The organism is Sphingobacterium kitahiroshimense (assembly GCF_025961315.1).
Taxonomy (GTDB): domain Bacteria; phylum Bacteroidota; class Bacteroidia; order Sphingobacteriales; family Sphingobacteriaceae; genus Sphingobacterium; species Sphingobacterium anhuiense.
Genome location: NZ_JAOQNK010000001.1, coordinates 2035343 through 2053401 on the forward strand (window position 1 = coordinate 2035343; position 18059 = coordinate 2053401).

An 18059-nucleotide genomic window follows, 5' to 3' on the forward strand; every position below is an offset into this window, starting at 1 on the left:
AACATGGAAGTTATTTTAAAACAAGATATCAAAGGCTTAGGTGAGCAAAATGATATCGTAAATGTAAAGCCAGGTTACGGTCGTAATTATTTAATCCCTCAAGGATTTGCTATTCAAGCGACTGTATCAGCAAAGAAAGTTTTAGCTGAAAACATTAAACAAGCTCAGTTCAAACAAGATAAAATTAAGAAAGACGCTACTGAATTAGCTACTAAGTTGGAAACTATTAAGTTATCAATCGGTGCTAAAGCTGGTGAAACTGGTAAAATCTTCGGTAAAGTAAACAGCATTCAAATTGCTGATGCTTTGAAAGCTAAAGGTTTTGATGTTGACCGTCGTCGTATTACTTTCGAAGTAGAACCTAAAGAAATTGGTGAATACTTAGCAAACTTAAACTTACACAAAGAAGTGAAAGTTCAAGTTCCTTTCGAAGTAATTGCTGAGTAATTCTTATTCAGTTTAACATATAGAAAAGGAGATAATTTCGATTATCTCCTTTTTTTATGACGTATATCGCGCTTATATTGAAGCAGTCTGTCTATCTAGTGGAATAAAAGAGGGTAATCATAAATAATATGATTACCTTCTTTTATATTATGAATATTCCCTAGATGAGTTTTCCGTATTTCAGTTCAATATGAAATTGCTATGTTATTTTATAATACCGCTCTTTTTTCATTCATCCTTATGATGAAATCTATATAAAAGGATTTCAATAAAATGAGTTCATGCACAAAGCTCAGCTATAAAATTCATAATATCGGGATTACAATTTTAACATAAGACCTACTGCTCCACCACCAAACAATGAATTTCTGTTTTTATCTCGTCCCCAAACCTTCCATAAGGTTTTCCCAACCTGTGTAACTGCATCATCTTCTTTACTCACGTAATTAAAGCTAGGGGCTACAAATACGGATAGTTTTTTATTTAGACGTAGCTCCGGAATCAATCTAAAACTAGAATGGTTATTGGATAATAATTTAAACTTATCTGTAAACTGATTTCGGCTGGATATCTCAGCTCGTAGCATAAATCTGCTGCCGTGTAAAAAAATCGCTCCTAAACCTGCTTCAAAAGCATAACGGGCAGTGTTATCATCTTTCAATGATACATGCGCTCCTAAAATGCTGTAAAGAACACGACCACCAGATCGGAATTGCACACCTAAATATGCATCTTGATCAATAGCAACAGAAATACTCTTCTCACCATTTTTAATTAAATTTAATAAGCCAATTGCATAGTCGCTGCTATCTGCAATATTAACTAACCCAGCAAGCTGAATACCTTTTACTTTATTGCCAATGTTGGCTATACCTGCAACTTGATTGCTGACAGTACCTTTACTTTGATTAAATCCACCTGCTAGTTGTGTCGCTCCTGTCCCTTCTTTCATCATATTGCCAATTCCAGAAATTTGAACTCCTTTCACCGTATCGGCCTTATTTAGTCCTCCCGTTAACTGCACCCCTTTGACATCACCAAATACTTGATTCGATATTCCTGCTACCTGCACACCATTTACATCGCCTCCCACGACATTGAACCCTCCTACTAACTGTACTCCTTCCATGTCATATTGATTGAGATTAAAAACTCCACCAATTTCTAAACCTTTTACCCCCGCAGTAGAACCTCCTAGGATATTTATTGAAAATTTATTAACAATCTGTGAGCGGATAAAACCATGTGAACTTAATCCCGGAGTCATCGATATCTGATATGGACTATATAGGAAAAGTCCGCCAAGGTTCATATTTTGAATACTTTGCGCCGGTGATAAAAATACTCGTCCAAAAAAAGATCGATAAAAACCATTGTCTTGCTCATATCCGGTAAAGTAACCATACTTTCTTTTTTTATTGCCAACTTCTGTATCGATGGGAAAAATCACTAAAACACTTGTATCACGAAACATTGCTTTACTTACATTAACAGCAATCAAACTAATTTTTTTCTTAACATCAAGTTCGAAATAACCATTTTTATCGGTTAAAGTAGAAAGTAGTGCATCGCGATCAAAAATACTAGCGTCAGAAATAGGTTTGTTGGTTCGAATATTTTTGATATAGCCCGTGATAACAACTTTATTTTTATCCTGCGACTGCACTTCAACGTCTACTGCCATACGTTGTGGCGTATATTGTATAATAATATGCTTGCCAATTTCCTTAAAACTATATTCCTTTCCTAACGTATGATCCAAAAAACCATATAGTGATCCCTTATATGCCGATACTTGAATCACACTATCCGTCTGCAGTATATTGCTATTAAAAGAAAACAAAGTACCATGCTTTTCATTCAGCACCTGAAAAATTTGACCTACTGTCATATTCGAATAAGCAGGTATTTGAATCTGGGTCGCTAACTGTTGCTGTGCATCCGCTTTTGAAAAGCTAAACAAAACTAAAAATATGAATAGGTAACTAAACTTTTTTAAAAGTGGAATCTTAGTGATATGATTGATAAATTTTACCAAAAACATGATTATCTAGTTATATGAATAATTGAATCTTTAATAATAACCTTACATTTAAATGTGTCCGATATGACCTGTAAAATTTGATTTAGACTATTTTGTTGAAATGTTGCCGTTAACAAAAGCTTTTTATCTGCTTCGAGATCAATAACAATTTTTTGATCATACGCCTTAATTAATAGTTCTACGACACGCTCTAACTTGGTATTTTCAAAGACAAACTCACGATCTACATAGTATGTATAAAACAAGTCTGGCATCTTTTTGACTGATACTTTAGTGGTATCATTATCTTGGATCGTAATCATTTCTTTAGGATGCAAGTAAACCTCCTTATTGCTGTATGAAACTTTGACCAAACCTGTTGCTACAATTACTTCGGTAGCTCCTTCATAACGACGCACATTAAAACTCGTGCCCAAAACAGTAATCTGGCTCTTACCTGATTTAATCACAAAAGGATGTTCTTTGTCTTTAAACACATCAAAAAACACCTCTCCTTTCTCTAATTTTACGTTTCTCTGTTTACTCATCCATGTTCGGGAATAAACAATTTCTGAGTTCTTATTGAGTGTAACTCGAGAACCATCTGGCAGTGAATCTGAGAGGACAGCGGTAGCACTAAAAAGATTTTTTTCTTGCTTATAACTATTATTAAATAAATAAAACCCTAATGAACAGATGACCAGCACTCCAGCCGCTGCCCACCAGTTCCATTTTATCGTTACTGTTTTATTCTCAGCAACTTCTATTACTCCAGCAACTCTATTTTCTTTAGCGAATTTAAAATTTTCCCAAGCTCGATCGACATCTACCTCTGGTGCTTCAAGTGGTTTAGGTAAACGGTCCCACATATCTTTTATTTTTAAATATTCAGTTCTATTCCTAATATCTTGTTCCAACCAGTTTTTGATTCTAATATTTTCTTCTTCATTGGTTTCTCCAATGATGTATTTTTCTAGCAATTCCTTATTCATAATATATAAATGATATAAAAAATAATTACAGTTAAATAATCCATCAGCTCAAGACGTAAGTGTCGCAACGCTTTGGTCATATGTCCTTCAACAGTTTTAATGGAAAGATCCAATGTCTGAGCAATATCTTTATATTTCATCTCTTGAAAACGGCTCAGCTCAAAAACAGTACGACTCTTTTCAGGTAGCTTAGCTAGTGCTACTTGTAGTTTTTGATCAAGATCTTTTGCACTTTGATCGACAGCAGGAACAACTTCTTGCCTACTTTGCTGATAAGATTGATATTTCATCTTTCTCTGCTCTTTTTTTAAGAAATTCATACTTTCATTATAGATAGCACGATATAAGTAAGCTTTTAAAGATGTATGTACTTCTTCCTCCCAATTTTTCTCCCATAGACGCAAGAATACTTGCTGTACGATCTCTTCAGCACTCTCACTATCTCTCAAATAACGAAATGCAGAACGGTGCAATTCCTTATAGTACAAACGAAACAGTTGCTCAAATTTCTTTTCTTTATTTTCTGACATTGATTGAATTTTCCGGATTCATGAAACAATCTACTTTTATTTATGACAACTGAACTGGCCTATACCCTTACACTAATTTCATTTCTTTTTATTGATTCAAATTTAAAATATATAAAACGATAATATTTTATTTTTTTTCAAGGGTATCGTGATGTTATGTTGTCATAAAGGAAAGACGAATAATTAATCAATACACATACAAATACGTTTAGAAAAATGAAAACAACATTAAAAACTGCCCTTATGGGATTGACATTATTAGGATTGTCCACCGCAGCAAAAGCACAAGAAGTTACTTATGGACTTCAAGTTGGAAGCAATTATAACATGACATCTTTTGGTAACAAATCCGTCAAAGATAATAATGGGAAAGTGGGTGTTTCTGTCGCTGGGTTTGCCCGTATTGGAAATGAATTATTCTTTCAACCGGGTTTAGGAGTGAGCTTGTTACGTAAAGAATATACTTTTGACAAAAATGAGAAAACACCAAAATTCTATCAGATAAATTTACCGCTTCAGATAGGATATAAGTTGATCAATGATGGCGATTTTAATTTACGTGCTATGTTGGGACCACAATTGAATTATGACATTAAAACCGTTAAATCAACAGCAACTACTGATTATAAAAAGTTTTCTTTTGATGGTCGAATTGGATTAGGTCTTGATATTAGCAAATTGACATTAGATGCCTATTACAGTCATGGATTTAGCAGTATTGATAAAACTCTTGATGCTAAAAACAAAACGGTAGGCATCATGGTAGGCTACAAATTTTAATTAAAATAATTTTCAAATCACGAGCGTTATCCTAAAGAATAACGCTCGTTTTTTTTGTAAAACTGATCATTACAATTTAACAATGATTTAAAAAAACTATTTATTATCGATCATCTTTATACGGCCTTCTTCCTGTGTTACAAGTTGTTTTTCGACAGCTATGCCAATCGCATAACGCATCGAAAATTCAATTTGCTTACCCATTTTCTGAAAATCAAATTGACGAGCCAAGTATCGGACTAAATCATCTTCAACGATACTTAAATTCTGTTCGACGGCTTCTTGCAATGCTACTATAATTTCCTCTGGGGCTATATCTTCTGAATTTCTTCCTATTCCAGCATTTGACCGATAATAGTTGATATCAACCACACTTTGTTCCTTCCAATAAAATGGTTGACGGTGTTTGGTTACTTGCGAAGGAACATCTACTATTATTTCAGATAGAATTCGCTCGATTTTAACACTAGGTTTGGCTTCCCAATGTTCCATAATACGCTTATATAAAAAAGACTTACTTATGGGTGATTCATGATGAATAAGCAACTCCATCTGTCTATGGATCAATGCCCTATTCCCAAGATCTTCTAAGCCCTCTGCTCCGATAGCAAATGCTTTTGGCAAATGAGTGCTCTCATAAGGGATCTGTTTAGAAATTATAGGAGAATAATCAATTTCTTCAATATGATATCCATTCTGATGAATACTTTCTGTGACGTTAGCTACAATATGGTCATGCTCTTCTGTTTTTAATAGCAATGCATTAACTTTTTCCAAAATAGATTCAACTATAAGGTCAGCATTCTCAATCCAATCCAATGTCCAGATTCTAAAAATATTCCAACCTAAACTTTCCAACATTTTTGGTAATACCAGTTCGCGGTCGTTGGTAGTTTCCGCTTGAAAATAATTAAGTCCATCTAATAAAATCGATAAAATATAGCGTTTCGGATGTTCGGGATGAACAATACCTAAATCAACTCTATAGTCAGATGTTCCTATATTGACATTGACGATTAATCCTTCGGCACGTAATCTATTTGCGATATTTTGGGTTAAATTAGCATGATTATCTGTCGTGGTTATTTGGCTAGCATCTAGTACAAGGTGTCCTTTTTCGGCAAAAGTCAGAAAATTTTTCAAACCCGCGACTCCTTCTGAAGCTGTACGATTTAAGTTTATCTGATCAGATCGAAGTGTTGCAAAAACTTTCATTTCCTCTCGAGCCCGAGTTACCGCAACATTCAGCCTTCTCCAACCACCTTCCCTATTCAACGGTCCAAAATTCATACTCACTTGACCATTTTCATCTGGTCCATATCCAATTGAAAACAAAATCACATCTCGTTCATCACCTTGAACATTTTCTAGGTTTTTAATAAAAATAGGTTCATCACTTTCCGTAGCCCATGCTTCCAGCTCCGAATCAAGTCGATACAACTCGTTTAGCTTATCTTCTATAAGATTCTGTTGCACTTGACTAAAGGTGACAATACCGACACTCTGTTTTCGAGTTTTTTCATTCTGAAACCGTCTTGCGACATCTTCAACGATGGCCTGTGCTTCGAATTTATTCTGTCGGGTTTTACCCTTGTCATAATGACCTGATACATGCTGGTACGTGACACGACTATTTAGATCATCTGCTGATGGAAATGTTAATAATTTATTGTCGTAATAATGTGCATTACTAAAAGCAATAAGACTTTCGTGTTTACTTCGATAATGACGTAACAAATATTTTGAAGGAAATGATAAAGAAAGACAGTCATCTAAAATACTTTCAAGGTCCTCAATTTCCATATTTTCCTCATCTACTTTATTCGTCATGAAGAATGATGTTGGAGGCATCTGTTTTGGGTCACCTACTATAACCGCGTGTTTAGATCGAGCTAAAGAACTGACAGCTTCACAAGTGGGTAATTGAGAAGCTTCATCGAAAATTAATAAATCAAACTGGTCCGGATTTACCTCAAAATATTGAGCCACTGAAATTGGACTCATAAGCATACACGGAGCTAAACGAGGCAGTAATGCTGGAATTTGATCGAATAGCTTTCGAATGCTTACACCACGTCCCCGATTTTTAATAGCACGCTGTAAAATTGCTATTTCAGATCCTTGAAGAGCTTCAATAGTATTATTTGGCAACCGTTCATTAAGTCGTAACAATAATTCCTTTCTAGTCAATTCAGTGAAAGAATTTGCAATTTGTTTATACTTTTCGATCTTATCTTCAAATAATCGAACATTAAACATATTAAGTGCTTCATGCGAAGCGATCACTTGATTGGCCAGATTGTAATGAATGATATAATCAAAATGTTCCAAAAGATGTTCTTGTTTAAGATCATCTTTTTCATACAATTCAATAAACCAGTTTAAATCTAATGATATGGCTTTTTCTTTTGTTTTCGAATAATTTGTCCAATTCTTTAAATAATCAATCTGATCAATAATACCAGAAATTTTACCTTCGATATCAGTCAGCCAATCGACCTGAACAGGATAAGACCGAATATCTAATTGCGTTAAAGTTTGAAAATCATTACTCTTAATAAGTAGTGTACCCCATACCTTTGTTAAACTTTGTAAAGTATATTCTTGATTTGGGATCAATTGGGATGTTTTTGTTTTCGACTTTTCAATCCACTTTTGTACAATATCAGTTACGGTAACATTACTTAATGCTATTAATTGTCCATTAATTATTTTCAGTGTCTCAATTTGCTCCTGCACAAGTTTTAAATTAGTATCTTCTTGCAGGTAAGAGCTGCCTAAGCCTTGGTGGATTGCCTCATACTCTTTAGACTCAACTACTGCTCTTATTTGTTGAAAGGCATTGACATAAGCAAAAAACTGATCGAAGGTTTCATCTTCATGTAAAGGTATGGTACTAAAAGCTGACAAACCTTTCTTTACTTTTCTTTTTTTAAACCATTTTGGTAAAAACCAAGTTTGTTTTGCCTCATTCCATAAAGATTCTAATGCTGTCAAATTAGCATCGAGCACGCTTTTGTGAGCATGATTTAATAAAACCTGACGTCTGCTCTGATATATTTCAAAATGAGAGATCCATTTCTGTAATCGCTCTTCTTGCGATTTGCTTAATAGCATCTTCCAAAGCGATAAATCCGTCTCAGGAAGTTCCGTTAAGGACTTAATAAGCTGATCGAATAAATATAAATCTGACCAAGATAAGTTCTGAATCGGCATATCAAAATTTGATATGAACTGACGTAGCAATTGCCCATACTCCAACAGAGTATGATTTAATTCTACAGCAGAGGATACAACTTCCTGTTGGATAGCACTTGAGTATTGCACAAGAGCAATACCTTTGAACGGATTCTGAATAGGATTAGCGATAATCTTTGAAACAGAATTTAAATCGATTACCAGATCTTTCCATGTTCGCCATTTCTCATTTGTCAAAGAATCAAAAAATGTTTTAGGGAGATCGATTTTAGCGAACTGATAAGATTCTAAAGTTGTTAATGCTGTAATACTATCGTACAAACTCCAGCCAATAGGTTGCTGTTTATGCAATTGGCTAATATAAATCTGTAACTCTTTTTTAGCATTTATTAAATGATTGGCCTCATCTTGAAAATTAAAATTACCCTTCAACTGCGGCTGTTCCAAAGTTTCTGCAAGCTGTGACAGTAGATCTGATTTTTTTGCTTTATTGGAGTGTAGTTCCAAACAGAAATTGGATAGACCTATTGCTGCCAATCGCTTATATACAACATCTAATGCGGCTTTCTTCGCAGCAACAAACAATACTTTTTTGCCCTGATAAAGTGCATTTGCAATAATGTTAGTAATCGTCTGGGATTTACCTGTCCCAGGAGGACCATGTAAAACAAAACTTTGATTCTGATTAGAAGTGAAAATTGCTTCTAATTGGGATACATCTGTTGCTATAGGCAACGCTAAAGCAGATGGGTTTATATTATCAAAATCTAATGGAACTTCCTCTTTTCCAATATCTAATCGCAACTGGCCATCGATAAGGCTACGAACAATGCTACTTTTTGCAATTTCTTCAGATTGGTGCGCAATATCATTCCAAAGAATTAATTTGTTAAAAGAGAAATTACCCAAAATCACCTGATCTACAATATCCCATCCCTTAAGTCCCATGATTGCTCGTCGCATCTGTGCGATCAATTGTGCAACATCGATTCCTTTTCCATCTTTAGGAAGCTCTTCGAGATCCCGGAGATCCAAACCGTGTTCTTGACGAAGAAACTCTAATAAGGTAATATTGATCATCGCCTCTTCTTCGCGGCTTCTGAGGACAAATTTACTGTTGATAGAGCGTCGCGTCAGCTCAACCGGAATTAATATAATTGGAGCAGATCGAACTTGGGCAAGCGTTTTTTTATCCCGCCACTGTAACAGTCCTATAGCCAAGAATAAAGTACTGGAGCCGTTCTCTTCTATCGATAATTTGGCATTTCGGGATATATGAGTCAGAATTGTATCTAAATCATCAGCATGATAATAAGATAATAAACGGTTATGTGCTAATTCTTCTTTTGCCAATTGATATGCTGCCGATGAAGGATGTAATGAAGGATTCAAGATATTGTACTGCTTCAGTATGGGAGCATCTGCACTAGCACTGATCGAGAAACTTTTACCATCAACTAACAGGTCTTCCAGGTCATGAATATTTACATCCATAATCTGTAACATATTTTTTGTCATACGCAAATTAAGAAGATTGTTGCGCAATGACAGGTCTAACAGCTTTCTTTCCCAGACTTTCTGCTTACTGATGGATTTATTACCATTTCCCTCAAATTCTTCATAAATTTTTCCTACCTCAATCGTTTCTTCTTGCATCTTCAAATCTACTTGATTTCGTATAAACTCATGCTCGAGATCGCAAGAATCATCTATCTTTAATGGAAGAGGTTTGATACCGCTGGCACGCGCACGCTTTATGTCGATGGAAAGTAAGAAATCATTCCTTTCTATCAGGCTCGCTTCCGCAAGATCAATTGCCTGATTAAAGTTAATACTAGCTCCTTTACAAACACTTGTTGACTCAACAACAACAATTTCACTTATTCCTTTAGCAAAACGTTTAGTAATAGCGGTTTTATCTTCGTTAATAATCTGCGCAAATCGATCTTGATGAAGCCAACATCCTACGAAAGCATGTCCTTTAGTAACTATTATTATTGGATTCAAATCAATCGCCTCCAAACATGCTGCGTAGAGTAAACTAATATCAATACAATTACCAAAACGTTTTTTTGCAATAACATCAACCATCCTCAGCCGTTGTCCATTCTCTTCAAAACTAGGCGGTAATGCGCTGTATACTATTTCTTGCGCTTGCAAAGCATAGTATATCGCCCGCATCATTTCAAGAATCCGCGATGGATCTGTAGCCTGGTACCCCTCAAATTTAACAGGTAAATTTTGCTGTTCTAGATAGGCAATCGCCTTACTTTTAACAGCATAAATGTAAGGATGATTAGGTGTAATATAAGATGCTAATAATTCTGGAAGAGTATTAAAACCTCCAAAAAATGATAAGGGTTGCAACGCTATAGACACTACTTCTTCTGTTAATAAATTTTCGTCCTGATAAACTCTAATTTGAAAAGTACTTCGTTCGACCTCGCTTAATTGAAGGAAATAAATTGGCTTGACAATAATTTTATCCGTGGGTATCTTAACAGATAATCCGACGGGTAGATAGGCTAATTCATAAGAAAAAGGTTCCATCCACGCTCCGTCAGAATCAATTTCAATTCGGATTTTTTCTAAAATTTGATCGCTCTTAGAAGAGAGCATCAAATTGCTCAAAAAAGTAATCTGATTTTGATACATAGAAAGATTTAGAAATTCTGCCACATCTCTTTCTATATAAACCTGTTTCATATTATCCATTCGCATTTTATCTTATTCTCTAATATAAAAAAGATCATTAACAGTTTAGTATCTTTTATCTTAAATAATTATCATTTCAGATTATTGCGCAATAAAAACGGGTATTTTCACTGCATGCCTCAATTTATTTACAGTTTCTCCGAAAACAAAATCCTTAACTCCCGTATGTCCATGGCTACCAACAATTAAAAGATCAGCCTCATATTGTTCACATATCTTCGCAATAGAAGCAACCCGATTATTATAACCCAGTTCAAAATTAACTTGATAGGCTCTATCGGAAAAGAAATGTGCATACTTCTCTAATCTTTCCATATCTTGTCTAGACTCTAAGTCATCCGTACTTTCTCCCGTATATTTCACGCCTGCACTTTCAACAATATGCACCAAGATAAAGTGAGAATTCGTATTAGCTATAGAAAGGGCGTACTGTACTGCTTTTGTATCTGAAGTTGAGTAGTCCAAAGCAAGTACAACTTTATTGAACGATATGGGTTCATCAAACTTTAAATCTTCAAATGGGGGATGGACATCCAATACAATTGCTCTATTTTTATGAAGTATAGGATAAATAAAGGTCATAATCAACAAAACGATCATACCTGCGGCCCCAAGAATTAATAAAACAGTTAACCATAGTACATCATATTTAATAATCCATGTTGAGATTTCCTCATATACCAGTTTAATATTAAGTACGGCGATGATAATAGCTATAAGCCATGCCAATATTTGCATATAAGGCTTAATAACGAAATTTCCCATCTTTTCCTTATCACTTACAAAATGAATTAATGGAATAACTGCAAATGCCAACTGCATACTTAATATAACCTGGCTAAAAATTAATAAAGAGCCAACTTGAGATTCTCCAGCAATTAATATGACCAATACTGCTGGTATAATAGCTAATAATCTAGTAATAATTCTTCTAAGGGTGGGACTGATCCGTAATCTCAAATATCCTTCCATTACAATCTGTCCCGCAAGGGTTCCTGTTACGGTAGAACTTTGACCTGCCAATATCAACGCTACTGCAAATAATTTAGGTGCGAGATCTGTTCCTAATGTTTTCCCCAATAAGTGATAAGCATCTTCCAGATCTGCTACATCATGCATTCCGTTTTTATGAAAAGCGGCTGATGCGAGGATAAGAATAGCGGCATTAACCAGAAAGGCGAGATTTAAGGCAATTGCACTATCAAAAAAATTATATTTGAGTGCTTTTCTTATGGAATGGTCATCTCTGTCTATTTTTCGCGTTTGTACCAAGGCTGAATGTAAATACAAATTATGTGGCATTACAGTAGCTCCGATAATTCCTATTGCAATATAAAGTGCAGCGCTATTGGGTAAGCTTGGAATAAAGCCGGTCATTACTTCACCGAAATCAGGCTGAACTAAAAACATCTCTACCATAAAGCACATACCAATCATCGTAATTAGACCAATAATGAAAAGTTCCATCTTTCGCATTCCTAATTTCTGTAGATACATAATCAAAAATGTATCTGCAAAACTGATTAATACGCCCCAAAGGATATCTATTCCAAAAAGTAAGTTTAATCCGATCGCCATTCCCAATACTTCGGCGAGATCACAGGCCGCGATTGCTATTTCTGCTAAGATATAAAGCACAAAATTCATGCGCTTTGGGTATGTCTCCCGATTGCACTGTGCGAGATCTTTTCTTCTCACTATTCCTAAACGGGTACAAAGACTCTGCAAGAGTAAAGCCATGATGTTACTCATCAATAAAACCCATAATAGGGCATAACCAAACTGACTTCCCCCGGCTAAATCTGTAGCCCAATTCCCAGGATCCATATAACCTACACTAATTAAATAGGCCGGTCCAAAAAAACTGAGGATTTTTTTTATTTTTGATTTGCCCTTACTGATTTCAACACTTTCGTGCACATCTGAAAGAGATTTTTCATGCTGGTAAGGATCTTTACTCATTAGGATTGCTATGTCGTTAATATGCCATCTATCTTGCGGAAATAAAGATATAAATCCTAAAACGAAAAACTACATTTTTATCCTTTTATTAAAAATCAAAAGACAACTGTCCCTCTTCTTTAGGAGGTTTAGGAAGATTGCCAAATTTAAATTCTTCTATTGTATCATATTGTTTTTTAATGGGATTAAATCTTCGCAAGAAAATACTAGAACAAAAAAAATCTAAATCTATTGCTTTGAAATTTTCAAAAGCTACAGCAAGCTTATCCTGATCCAACTTACGCCCGACTGTCAAATGAGGTTCAGTACTTTTAAACATTTTCGTATCAAAATCGATACTGGTTATGGCCTGCATTTTATTTTTCAAAAACTGTCTAGATTTTAATGCTGGAGCAATGAAAAAAGCACCATTTTTTGGAAAGGCACTATAATCATCAAAATACACATATTGCGAATTTTCATATTTAAGAATCTCTGTGACTTGTTTTTTTATCTTTGATAGATCATTACCATTGGCTAAATATTCACATATGGTAATATGCGCTAATGAATGACAACTCGAAAACCATCCAATCTTGTTCTTTAAACTTTCTTTGATAAATTTTACCATCTGAATACCCTTTTCACAGGGTTGAAATACCAATGAATATTTTTCTAAGTCTGTGACCATTTCCATTCCTTTCTCTAATGATTCGCTTTCCTTTAAATATAGTGATAATAAAACAAAAAGAAAAACTTTCAACATTTACTGAGATCAATCTTACATTAACGCATGGTTTCATAAGATGTAATGGATTAAGAACTATAATCATCATGCAATGCTGATCTCAATTTCTTATTGCAATTTATGGTTTTAGTAAAATGCCATAAAGCTTTGTAATGGTCTATTAGCAATTATTTTTTAAGTAACTTTGTCCATTATTCATTAAATACGACAATAAAGTGTCTTTCGATAAATTAAAATTAAGCAAGCGGTTACAAAAATCCATGGAAAGTTTGGGTTATTTAACACCCAAGGAAATACAAGTGAAATCTATGTCTCGGATATTAGGTGGCCAAGATATTATCGCTATAGGTCCTGACGGTTCAGGTAAAACAACAACTTATATCCTCAGTGTACTTTCTGGACTTAAATTCAACGTTCCTGATGCTCCAAAAGTTTTGATTTTGGCTCCTGATCAAGAATGTGTTCAGGCTATTGTTGATCAATTTTATTTGATCAGTAAAAATAAAGACCTTAGTATTATTGGATTACGTGCTGGAGGTAGTATGGAGCAAGAAATTGAAAAACTTGTCGCTGGTGTTGAAATCGTTGTTTCTACTCCAAATAGAGCAAGAGCTGTCTACCTTAAATTGGGCTTAAATCTTAATTTAATACATACCATAATTATCGATGATGCAGAAGAGGTAATTAAAAATGGCATGATAACTCCGGTGAAAGAACTTGTTCAGAGTGCTAAAAAGTGTCAACATCTTGTTTTTAGCACAGTGGAGCATGAAAAATTACACCAGATGATTGATGGTTTTATGGTTTCTCCAGCCCTGATCGAAGTAGAAGAACTTGCTGCGGAAAAACTTAATGTACATGATATGTTTCTATATCAGGTTCCAAATTTTACAACAAAAATCAATCTTCTCAACAGCTTAATGCTGGACAACGAAGTTTTTGATAAAGTGATCATTTTCGTTAATAGTAAACTTACTGCACAAAAATTAGGGAAAAGCTTACACCGTAAATATAACGATGAGATCGTTATATTTAACCCCTTATTTTTTGAAGATAAAAGTATTTCTGATATCGAATTATTTAAACAAGAGGATGCTCATCGGATATTAATCGTAGCCAATGAAGGAACTGAAGTATTAGATGTGTCAGGAATACCGTATATTTTTCATTTTGAAATCCCCGAGAATAACGATACGCTTATACAACGAATCATTAAATCAAATGCAGAAGAGCAATTGTCATTTACTTTTGCAACAGATTTGGAGTTGCCTGAAATAAAAAAGATGGAGCATACAATAGGTCAAAAAATGGAAGTTCTTGATTTACCAGAAAAATTATCAATTTACAGTGCAAAAAAGGGAAATACCTCATTAATTGATGATGATAATGATGGAACACGTGGTGCAGCTTACCATCAAAAGAAAGAAAGTAATAGCAAAACATATAATTATGGGGCTGGTAAAAAAGCTAAGATGACCATGAAGAAGAAAAAGGGTTAAATATCCTCCTTCATATAAAATCTAAAAATCACGGGACTATTACTCCGTGATTTTTAGATTTTTGGCTTAATATAGATCATTCCGATATGGTTTAGCCTTTTTAATTGTGAACTTGTGACGATTCAATGAAATTTAACCTGTCATAAAATCATTAATTATATTTTATCTTTATAGGTCTATTGAGTGGCGCTGTAAGTTATAAATAATGAAGGAAGCAATTTACCACTATGCCTCTCCTATCTTGGTTATATTAAAATAAAAAAATGTACAATTTCAAAAATGACTATTCTGAGGGTACACACCCAAATATTCTCAATAAATTAATAGAAACAAATCTTGTTCAACAACTTGGTTATGGAGAAGATGAATATGCTATCCAAGCAAAAGATATTTTAAAAAATAAGATCAATAACCCACAAGCTACCATACATTTCCTTTCCGGAGGTACGCAGACCAACCTTATTGTTATTTCTTTTCTTTTGCGCCCCCATGAAGCGGTGATCAGTGCTAAAACTGGACATATTTCGGCTAATGAAACAGGAGCTATTGAGGCAACCGGCCATAAAGTAATTACTGTAGAAACCGCTGATGGCAAACTTAATCCAGTTGCTATTGAAAGAGCATTGCAAGAATATGCACTAAAACCACATGTAGTAAAACCTCGGATGGTTTATATTTCCAATTCAACTGAGATCGGCACGATCTATCTCAAAAAAGAATTAGAAGATCTGGCAGCATGTTGTCTTTCGCATAATTTGTTGTTATTTCTTGATGGTGCTCGATTGGGACACGCTTTAATGGCTCAAGATAATGATTTAACACTCGCTGATGTTGCAAAATTAACAGATGTATTCTATATCGGTGGGACGAAAAATGGTGCATTATTAGGCGAAGCTGTTATTTTTAAAGATCCGCATCTGGCAGAAGATTTTGATTATGTACTGAAACAAAGAGGTGCAATGTTAGCGAAAGGACGTGTACTTGCGATACAATTTCTTGAATTATTCAAGGAAGACCTATATTTCGAATTGGCAGATCATGCTAACAAAATGGCTATGAAGATAGCAAGCACTGTTAAAGCTAAAGGTTTTTCTTTCTTAACAAATTCAACTACAAATCAGATCTTTCCTATTTTACCCAAAAATATTATTACAAAACTCAATGAAAATTATTTGTTTTTTGTCTGGAAAGAAATAGATGAAGACAATGCTGCAATTCGATTAATAACATCATGGGCAACAGACGAACAATATGTCGATGCATTTATTAATGATCTTAAAAAATTATAATTTATTATTTTGACAATCTAAAATAGGTTTTACTAGTGTAAAGTATTTATAATATATAATAATATTATTTAACAAAAGATCTGTTTAATAAAAAGAGGTTTATCTAATAATTTAGATAAACCTCTTTGTTTATTGTCAATGATTAATACCCATTGTTTTGTGTTAAAGCACCACCACTTCGATCAATTTGAGCTTGAGGAATTGGGAAATATTCATTTTCAGGTTTAAAATTCAAGCCTTTATATGCTGGTAAAATACCACCTTCAAAAGATGAATAACTTTCTAAAACTGCCTTTGCTTCACCCCATCTTACTAAATCATAAAAGCGATGACCTTCCATTGCCAATTCCAGACGACGTTCAAAACGAACAGCTTTTCGCGCATAAGTTGGATCAGGAAAAGATAAGTATGGTTTAACGACATAGACAGCAGCATTGCTATTATTGGCTGTTTTCTTCGCTGGTAGATTAGCGGCTCGTTTACGAATTGCATTAACATAATTCATTGCACCAGTCAAATTCCCAACTTCCACTTCACACTCTGCTGCCATCAACACAACATCAGCAAGACGGATTATATTTACATCTAGATCAGTGATGTATGCAGCACCTGAAGCTGTATGGCTACCAAATTGACTCTGCGGAATCATAGTTTTGATACCTACAAAAGGACCTCCATTCGTGACGTCTCTAATCCATGCATCTCCCGGCATTACACCGTAATCAAGATACCTTACTCCTCTACGCCCCACAGTATAATCTAATCGCGGATCAAATCTTAAGCTAACATCCAATTGATATTTTGTTTTTGCTGAGTCCGCTTTTGTATCCACCAAACCAAAATCTGATTTGTAGGGATTTAGACGAAATGTACCATCTAAAAGTGGTAACCCATTAGCGTCAACTTTATATGCATTTACCAAATCAATTGTTGGTTGATAAAACCCACAACAGCCAACGGGATTATTTCCATTCAATCCAGCTAACATATCCCCCACATTTGCATTGTCACCACTACCGTTAGGATTGATGGCATGTTTCGATACTAACAAAGCCTCAGGTCCATTTTCAGTTAATACATCAAAGTTATTTTGAAAAGGCATTGCTAAAATATCTTTACCAGCCATAACCTCCTTAAACAAAATAAGCGCATCAGGATATTTCTTTTGGTACAAATAAACTTTGCCCAAATATGCTTTAGCAATATTTTGATCCATTCGACCTGCCTCTTCATTAATCTTCGTTAAAGGTAAATTCTCAATACCAAACTTTAAATCTTCTATTATTTTTGGTAGCACATCATCTTTATTAGGCTTTACCTTCGCTTCATCTAAAGTAGTATTTTCATCTACAAAAACAAGATTCTTGAATACCCTCCATAGATAAAAATAATAATGTGCTCGCAATACTCTCGCCTCCCCTTCAATCTGCGTTGCTCTAGCTGCGCTAATAGTCTTAGCTCCAGCCTGATCTACTTTTAATAGGCGTAAAGTGTTATTAGCCCGCAATACACCTTCATAATAAACTTCCCACATTTGGCTCAAGTTATCGTTTGAACTATTTGGTGTATGAAATTCAATCATATTCATATTCGGCTGATCAGTAGACGTAGAACCTTTATGTGCATTATCTGCTGCAACTTCACCAAATAACCACTGGCTTGGTGCCGATGAGTAATTACCCCAAGTTCCACTTACATTCCCATTCAATATTCCATAGGCTCCAATCAATATCCCTTCAATTCCTTTAGCATTTTCAACTTGTGGTTCTGCTAATTCTCCTTGTGGAAATTTTTCCAAAAAACCCTTACCGCAAGAAGCAAATAAAAGTGTAGTGGCTCCCAGCATCATATATATATTCTTTTTCTTCATGATATTTAAATTTTAATAATTAATAAA

The 18059-nt window shown here is 34.6% G+C and carries 11 protein-coding genes; 4 read left to right on the plus strand and 7 right to left on the minus strand.

All coding sequences use genetic code 11. The features are described 5' to 3' along the window. The first annotated feature begins 3 nt into the window (after positions 1–3). A complete protein-coding gene (rplI, locus tag M2265_RS09300; RefSeq protein ID WP_021191491.1) occupies positions 4–447 on the plus strand; it encodes a 50S ribosomal protein L9 in 444 nt (147 codons plus the stop codon). A gap of 319 nt (positions 448–766) precedes the next feature. Here rplI and M2265_RS09305 read toward each other — a convergent pair whose 3' ends face one another. From M2265_RS09305 to M2265_RS09315, 3 genes are read right to left on the minus strand one after another with little or no spacing between them, the layout of a single operon-like run. Then, on the minus strand, positions 767–2491 hold the full coding sequence (locus tag M2265_RS09305; protein ID WP_132773742.1) for a hypothetical protein: 1725 nt from the start codon (positions 2489–2491) through the stop codon (positions 767–769). A gap of 2 nt (positions 2492–2493) precedes the next feature. Continuing rightward, complete coding sequence (locus M2265_RS09310) at positions 2494–3462, minus strand: FecR family protein (RefSeq protein ID WP_132773744.1); 969 nt, start codon at positions 3460–3462, stop codon at positions 2494–2496. After that, complete coding sequence (locus tag M2265_RS09315) at positions 3459–3992, minus strand: RNA polymerase sigma-70 factor (protein ID WP_021191495.1); 534 nt, start codon at positions 3990–3992, stop codon at positions 3459–3461. The genes M2265_RS09310 and M2265_RS09315 overlap by 4 nt, the downstream gene beginning before the upstream one ends. Before the next feature lie 216 nt (positions 3993–4208). On the opposite strand from M2265_RS09315, the gene M2265_RS09320 reads away from it, so the two are divergent. Then, the gene (locus tag M2265_RS09320; RefSeq protein WP_021191496.1) at positions 4209–4772 is read left to right on the plus strand and encodes a porin family protein; all 564 of its coding nucleotides are present in this window, start codon (positions 4209–4211) and stop codon (positions 4770–4772) included. A 96-nt stretch (positions 4773–4868) separates the two neighbouring features. Here the strand turns inward: M2265_RS09320 and M2265_RS09325 are convergent, their stop codons facing one another. The 3 genes from M2265_RS09325 to M2265_RS09335 all read right to left on the minus strand — a co-directional run bounded on the left by M2265_RS09325 (position 4869) and on the right by M2265_RS09335 (position 13392). After that, positions 4869–10685, minus strand: coding sequence for a DUF4011 domain-containing protein (locus tag M2265_RS09325; RefSeq protein ID WP_165905988.1), 5817 nt, complete (start codon positions 10683–10685; stop codon positions 4869–4871). 81 nt (positions 10686–10766) lie between these two features. Then, the gene (locus tag M2265_RS09330; protein ID WP_132773748.1) at positions 10767–12647 is read right to left on the minus strand and encodes an Nramp family divalent metal transporter; all 1881 of its coding nucleotides are present in this window, start codon (positions 12645–12647) and stop codon (positions 10767–10769) included. Positions 12648–12735: 88 nt separating this feature from the next. Beyond that, entirely contained in the window at positions 12736–13392 is a 657-nt protein-coding gene (locus tag M2265_RS09335) for a 2'-5' RNA ligase family protein (RefSeq protein WP_132773750.1), read from the minus strand. Positions 13393–13634: 242 nt separating this feature from the next. Here M2265_RS09335 and M2265_RS09340 point away from each other — a divergent pair, with 242 nt between their 5' ends. Together M2265_RS09340 and M2265_RS09345 are read left to right on the plus strand one after the other, a co-directional pair. After that, positions 13635–14873 carry a DEAD/DEAH box helicase gene (locus tag M2265_RS09340; RefSeq protein ID WP_046791957.1) on the plus strand — a complete coding sequence of 413 codons (1239 nt, stop codon included), beginning with the start codon at positions 13635–13637 and terminating at the stop codon, positions 14871–14873. A gap of 263 nt (positions 14874–15136) precedes the next feature. Beyond that, positions 15137–16162: a threonine aldolase family protein gene (locus M2265_RS09345; RefSeq protein ID WP_132773751.1), complete on the plus strand. Its 1026-nt coding sequence runs from the start codon at positions 15137–15139 to the stop codon at positions 16160–16162. Positions 16163–16304: 142 nt separating this feature from the next. On the opposite strand, the gene M2265_RS09350 is transcribed toward M2265_RS09345, so the two are convergent. Continuing rightward, on the minus strand, positions 16305–18032 hold the full coding sequence (locus M2265_RS09350) for a RagB/SusD family nutrient uptake outer membrane protein (RefSeq protein ID WP_132773753.1): 1728 nt from the start codon (positions 18030–18032) through the stop codon (positions 16305–16307). Positions 18033–18059: the final 27 nt, after the last annotated feature.

Bases quoted from the DNA above. Each gene is read 5' to 3' on its own strand.
- rplI (WP_021191491.1), top strand. From the start codon at position 4: ATGGAAGTTATTTTAAAACAAGATATCAAAGGCTTAGGTGAGCAAAAT.
- M2265_RS09305 (WP_132773742.1), bottom strand. From the start codon at position 2,491: ATGTTTTTGGTAAAATTTATCAATCATATCACTAAGATTCCACTTTTA.
- M2265_RS09310 (WP_132773744.1), bottom strand. From the start codon at position 3,462: ATGAATAAGGAATTGCTAGAAAAATACATCATTGGAGAAACCAATGAA.
- M2265_RS09315 (WP_021191495.1), bottom strand. From the start codon at position 3,992: ATGTCAGAAAATAAAGAAAAGAAATTTGAGCAACTGTTTCGTTTGTAC.
- M2265_RS09320 (WP_021191496.1), top strand. From the start codon at position 4,209: ATGAAAACAACATTAAAAACTGCCCTTATGGGATTGACATTATTAGGA.
- M2265_RS09325 (WP_165905988.1), bottom strand. From the start codon at position 10,685: ATGGATAATATGAAACAGGTTTATATAGAAAGAGATGTGGCAGAATTT.
- M2265_RS09330 (WP_132773748.1), bottom strand. From the start codon at position 12,647: ATGAGTAAAGATCCTTACCAGCATGAAAAATCTCTTTCAGATGTGCAC.
- M2265_RS09335 (WP_132773750.1), bottom strand. From the start codon at position 13,392: ATGTTGAAAGTTTTTCTTTTTGTTTTATTATCACTATATTTAAAGGAA.
- M2265_RS09340 (WP_046791957.1), top strand. From the start codon at position 13,635: ATGGAAAGTTTGGGTTATTTAACACCCAAGGAAATACAAGTGAAATCT.
- M2265_RS09345 (WP_132773751.1), top strand. From the start codon at position 15,137: ATGTACAATTTCAAAAATGACTATTCTGAGGGTACACACCCAAATATT.
- M2265_RS09350 (WP_132773753.1), bottom strand. From the start codon at position 18,032: ATGAAGAAAAAGAATATATATATGATGCTGGGAGCCACTACACTTTTA.